The following is a 4,518-nucleotide window of genomic DNA, read 5'->3' as shown; positions in this document are numbered from 1 at the left end:
CGGCGCGCCGGCGCGCCGGTCTGCCTTCTCCGGCCGCCGGCCTGCCTGCCGCCGCGACCAGATCGCGCACGACCACGCGGAGCAAATCATGAAGACGCGAGACCGCCTGCGCATCGCGGTGCAGAAATCGGGACGGCTGTCGGAACAGTCGCAGGAACTGCTCGCCCGCTGCGGCCTCAAGTTCCGCCAGAGCCGCGACAAGCTGTTCTGTTTCGGCGAAAGCCTCGCGATCGACCTGCTGCTCGTGCGCGACGACGACATTCCCGGCCTGATTGCCGACGGCGTCTGCGATCTCGGCATCGTCGGCCGCAACGTGCTCGCCGAACAACAGGCGGCCGCGCGGTCGCGCGGCGAAGCCGAACCGTTCCGCGAGCTGCTGCCGCTCGGCTTCGGCCGCTGCCGCCTGTCGATCGCGCTGGCGCAGGATGACGCCTATGCCGACGCATCGGCGCTGCAGGGACTGCGCATCGCGACGACCTATCCCGCGCTGACCGGCGCCTGGCTCGCGGCGAACGGCGTGACCGCCAAGGTCGTCGTGCTGTCGGGATCGGTCGAGATCGCGCCGCGTCTCGGCACCGCGGATGCGATTTGCGATCTCGTTTCCAGCGGCGCGACGCTGCAGGCCAACCAGCTGCGCGAGGTCGCGAGCATTCTCGACAGCGAAGCCGTGCTCGCCGCGGCGACGGTGCTGCCGCCCGACGAGCGCGGCGAACTGCAGGAACTGCTGCTGCGTCGCATCGAGGGCGTGATCCAGGTGCGCGAGTCGAAGCTCGTGCTGCTGCAGACCACGCGCGCGGCGCTGCCCGGCGTCACGCGGCTGCTGCCGCCGGGGCAGCAGCCGACCATCACGAGCATCGAAGGCAGCCTCGACGAAGTCGCGCTGCAGGCGGTCTGCCACGGCGCGATCACCTGGCAGCATCTCGAGGACATGCGCCGCGCGGGCGCGCGCCGCATGCTGGTCCTGCCGGTGGAGAAAATGCTCGCATGAAACGGCTGATCTGGAATGCCCTCGATGCCGAGGCGCGCGCGGCGAGCCTGACGCGGCCGGCACAGGTTGGCTCGGCCGAACGCAGCGCCGTCGTCGCGCGCCTCGTCGCGCAGGTTCGCGCCGACGGCGACGCGACGCTGCGCGCGCTGACGCGCCGCTACGACGGCTGCGAACTCGGCGACCTCGCCGTGAGCGCCGCCGAATTCGACGCCGCGGAAACGCGCGTCGACCCCGCGTTGCGCGAAGCGATCGCTCAGGCGCGCGAACGCATCGCCTGTTTCCACGCGGCCGCGGCACCGGCGCCGGTGCGCGTCGAGACTGCACCGGGCGTGGTCTGCGAACGCGTGCTGCGGCCGCTCGGCCGCGTCGGTCTGTATGCGCCGGCCGGCACCGCGCCGCTGCCGTCGACGGTGCTCATGCTCGCGGTGACGGCACAGCTCGCCGGCTGTCCCGAGGTCGTGCTGTGCACGCCGGCGAACGCCGCCGGCGAGTGCGATCCTGTGGTTTTGTATACAGCGAAACTCTGCGGCGTCGGCCGCGTGTTCAAGCTCGGCGGCGCGCAGGCGATCGCCGCAATGGCCTACGGCACGGCCAGCGTGCCGCGCTGCGACAAGCTGTTCGGACCGGGCAACGCCTGGGTCACCGAAGCCAAGCGCCAGGTCGCCAACGACGTCGACGGCGCCGCGATCGATCTTCCGGCGGGGCCGTCGGAAGTGCTCGTTATCGCCGACGCGGCTGCCGACGCGGCGTTCGTCGCGGCCGACCTGCTGTCGCAGGCCGAGCACGGCAGCGATTCGCAGGTCATGCTGCTGTCCCCGTCGCGCGCGCTGCTCGATGCGGTCGCGGCCGAGGTCGAGGCGCAACTGCAGACGCTGCCGCGCGCCGCGTTCGCGCGCGACGCGCTCGCGCACAGCCGTCTGATCGAAGTCGCCAATATCGCCGAGGCGCTCGCGATCAGCAACGCCTACGCACCGGAGCACCTGATCCTCAACGTCGTCGATCCGCGTGCGCTGCTGCCCGATGTGCGCAACGCCGGCTCGGTGTTTCTCGGCGCATGGTCGCCGGAAGCCGTCGGCGACTACTGCAGCGGTACGAATCATGTACTGCCGACCTACGGCTATGCGCGCGCCTGGAGCGGCGTGTCGGTCGCGAGCTTCGTCAAGCAGATCACCGTGCAGGAACTCTCGCCCGACGGCCTGCGCGCGATCGGTCCGTGCGCGCGCGTGCTGGCCGACGCCGAACAACTGCACGCGCACGAGCGCGCGGTCGCGCTGCGGCTCGAACGCCTCGGAGCCGGCGCATGAACGTGCTCGATCTCGCGCGCGCGGAGATCCGCGCGCTGACGCCGTATTCGTCGGCGCGCATGGAGGCGTCCGGCGGGCAGGTGCTGCTCAATGCGAACGAGTCGCCCTGGTCGCCTGCCGAAGGGGCCGGCGAAGGATTGAACCGCTATCCGGATCCGCAGCCGGCCGCGCTGCTGCGCCAGCTCGCCGCGCTGTACGACGTCGCGCCGGAACAGGTGCTGGTCGGACGCGGCAGCGACGAAGCCATCGACCTCCTCGTGCGCGCGTTCTGCCGCGCAGGCGAGGATGCGATCCTGATTTCGCCGCCGACGTTCGGCATGTATGCGGTCGCCGCGTCGATCCAGGGCGCGGCCGTGCTGCAGGCGCCGCTGACCGACGACTTCGGTCTCGATGCCGACGCGCTGCTCGCGGCAGTGACGCCGGCGGTCAAGCTCGTGTTCGTCTGCACCCCCAACAATCCCAGCGGCGACTGCGTGCCGCTCGCGATGCTGGACCGTCTCGCAACCGCGCTGCGCGGCCGCGCGCTGCTCGTCGTCGACGAGGCCTATCTCGAATTCGCCGGCAGCGCGAGCGCGAGCACGCTGCTTGCCGCGCACGACCATGTCGCGGTGCTGCGCACGCTGTCCAAGGCCTATGCGCTGGCCGGCGCGCGCGTCGGCGTGCTGCTGGCGGCGGCCTCGGTGATCGGACTGCTGCGGCGGATCCTCGCGCCGTATCCACTGCCGGCCGGCAGCGTCGCGTCGGCGCTCGCCGCCACGAGTCCCGACGCCGTCGCAACGGCGCACGAGCGCATCGGACTGTTGTGCGTCGAGCGCGAACGTCTGCGCGCCGCGCTCGCCCGTCTGGAAGACGTCGTCGCGATCCTGCCGTCGGCGGCGAACTTCCTCTGCGTGCGCTGGCGCGACGCGGCGCCGGTCTATGCCGGGCTGCTGCGGGCCGGCATCGTCGTGCGCGACGTGTCGCGCTATCGCGGCCTGGCCGGCTGCCTGCGCATCTCGGTCGGCACGCCCGAGGAAAACCGCGCGCTGCTCGACGCGCTCGCGCGGCGACAGGAATCCACTGCATGAAAAAATATCTTTTCGTCGACCGCGACGGAACGCTGATCGTCGAGCCGCCCGACCAGCAGATCGACGCCTATGCCAAGCTCGCGCTGCTGCCCGGCGTGATTCCGGCGCTGCGTCGCTGCGTCGAGGCCGGGTACGAGCTCGTCATGGTCACGAACCAGGACGGACTCGGCACCGAGAGCTTTCCCGAAGACCGGTTCTGGGGGCCGCACAGGCTCATGCTGCAGATCTTCGAATCGCAGGGCGTGCGCTTCGCCGATACGCTGATCGACCGCAGCTTCGCGCATGAAGGGTTGCCGACGCGCAAGCCCGGCACGGGCCTGATGCGCGCCTATCTCGGCGACGACGGCTGGAGCCGCGGTGCGTCGGCGATGGTCGGCGATCGCGCGACCGATATCGAGTTCGCCGACAACATCGGCGTGCGCGGGTTCCGGCTCGGCGACGGCGAGTGGGACTGGGACGCCATCGCGCACACGCTCTGCGAGGCGCCGCGGCGCGCCGAGCTCGAGCGCACGACGCGCGAGACGCGGGTCCGCGTGCGCGTCGATCTCGACCGCAGCGCCGATCCGGTCGTCGCGACCGGGCTCGGCTTCTTCGATCACATGCTCGAACAGATCGGCAAGCACGCCGGCGTCGCGTTGACCGTCTCCTGCGCCGGCGACACGCACATCGACGAGCATCACACCGTCGAGGACTGCGCGCTCGCGCTCGGTCAGGCGCTGCGCCGCGCGCTCGGCGACAAGCGCGGCATCGGCCGCTACGGCGACGCGAACGAGCCCGATGCGGGCGCCGCCGTCGCGATCACGCTGCCGATGGACGAGACGCTCGCGCGCGCCGCGCTCGATCTGTCGGGGCGGCCGTATTTCGTGTTCGACGGCAGTTTCCCGCGCGAGCGCGTCGGCGATCTGCCGACCGAACTCGTACCCCATTTCTTCCGCTCGCTCTGCGAGACGCTGGGCGCGAACCTGCATCTCGCGGTGCGCGGCGACAACGCGCACCACATGGTCGAGGCCTGCTTCAAGGCGGTCGCGCGCGCATTGCGCCAGGCAATCCGCCGCGAGGGCACCGAGCTGCCGAGCACCAAGGGCAGCCTCTGATGGCCACGCCCCCACGCATCGTGCTGCTCGACTCGGGTGGCGCGAACCTCGGCAGCGTGCAGGCC

At 71.2% G+C, this 4,518-nt stretch carries 4 protein-coding genes; all 4 read left to right on the top strand.

What is annotated here, in order from left to right:
- The first annotated feature begins 88 nt into the window (after positions 1-88).
- The 4 genes from hisG to hisB are packed head-to-tail and all read left to right on the top strand — an operon-like array spanning position 89 to position 4,453.
- Positions 89-988, top strand: coding sequence for an ATP phosphoribosyltransferase (gene hisG / locus VLF18_RS22950; RefSeq protein WP_325281956.1), 900 nt, complete (start codon positions 89-91; stop codon positions 986-988).
- The gene (gene hisD, locus VLF18_RS22945) at positions 985-2,292 is read left to right on the top strand and encodes a histidinol dehydrogenase (protein WP_325281955.1); all 1,308 of its coding nucleotides are present in this window, start codon (positions 985-987) and stop codon (positions 2,290-2,292) included. The genes hisG and hisD overlap by 4 nt, the downstream gene beginning before the upstream one ends.
- Positions 2,289-3,359 carry a histidinol-phosphate transaminase gene (gene hisC, locus VLF18_RS22940; RefSeq protein WP_325281954.1) on the top strand — a complete coding sequence of 357 codons (1,071 nt, stop codon included), beginning with the start codon at positions 2,289-2,291 and terminating at the stop codon, positions 3,357-3,359. The genes hisD and hisC overlap by 4 nt, the downstream gene beginning before the upstream one ends.
- Positions 3,356-4,453, top strand: a complete 1,098-nt coding sequence (gene hisB, locus VLF18_RS22935; RefSeq protein ID WP_325281953.1) for a bifunctional histidinol-phosphatase/imidazoleglycerol-phosphate dehydratase HisB — start codon at positions 3,356-3,358, stop codon at positions 4,451-4,453. The genes hisC and hisB overlap by 4 nt, the downstream gene beginning before the upstream one ends.
- The last annotated feature ends 65 nt before the right edge of the window (positions 4,454-4,518 follow it).

The sequence above is a fragment of the Tahibacter sp. genome, from assembly GCF_035481375.1.
GTDB lineage: Bacteria > Pseudomonadota > Gammaproteobacteria > Xanthomonadales > Rhodanobacteraceae > Tahibacter.
The sequence above is the reverse complement of the archived record's forward strand: the minus strand, read 5'-3'. Positions and strand labels throughout refer to the sequence as shown.

Coding starts and splice junctions, on each gene's coding strand:
- hisG (WP_325281956.1), top strand. CDS start 89: ATGAAGACGCGAGACCGCCTGCGCATCGCGGTGCAGAAATCGGGACGG.
- hisD (WP_325281955.1), top strand. CDS start 985: ATGAAACGGCTGATCTGGAATGCCCTCGATGCCGAGGCGCGCGCGGCG.
- hisC (WP_325281954.1), top strand. CDS start 2,289: ATGAACGTGCTCGATCTCGCGCGCGCGGAGATCCGCGCGCTGACGCCG.
- hisB (WP_325281953.1), top strand. CDS start 3,356: ATGAAAAAATATCTTTTCGTCGACCGCGACGGAACGCTGATCGTCGAG.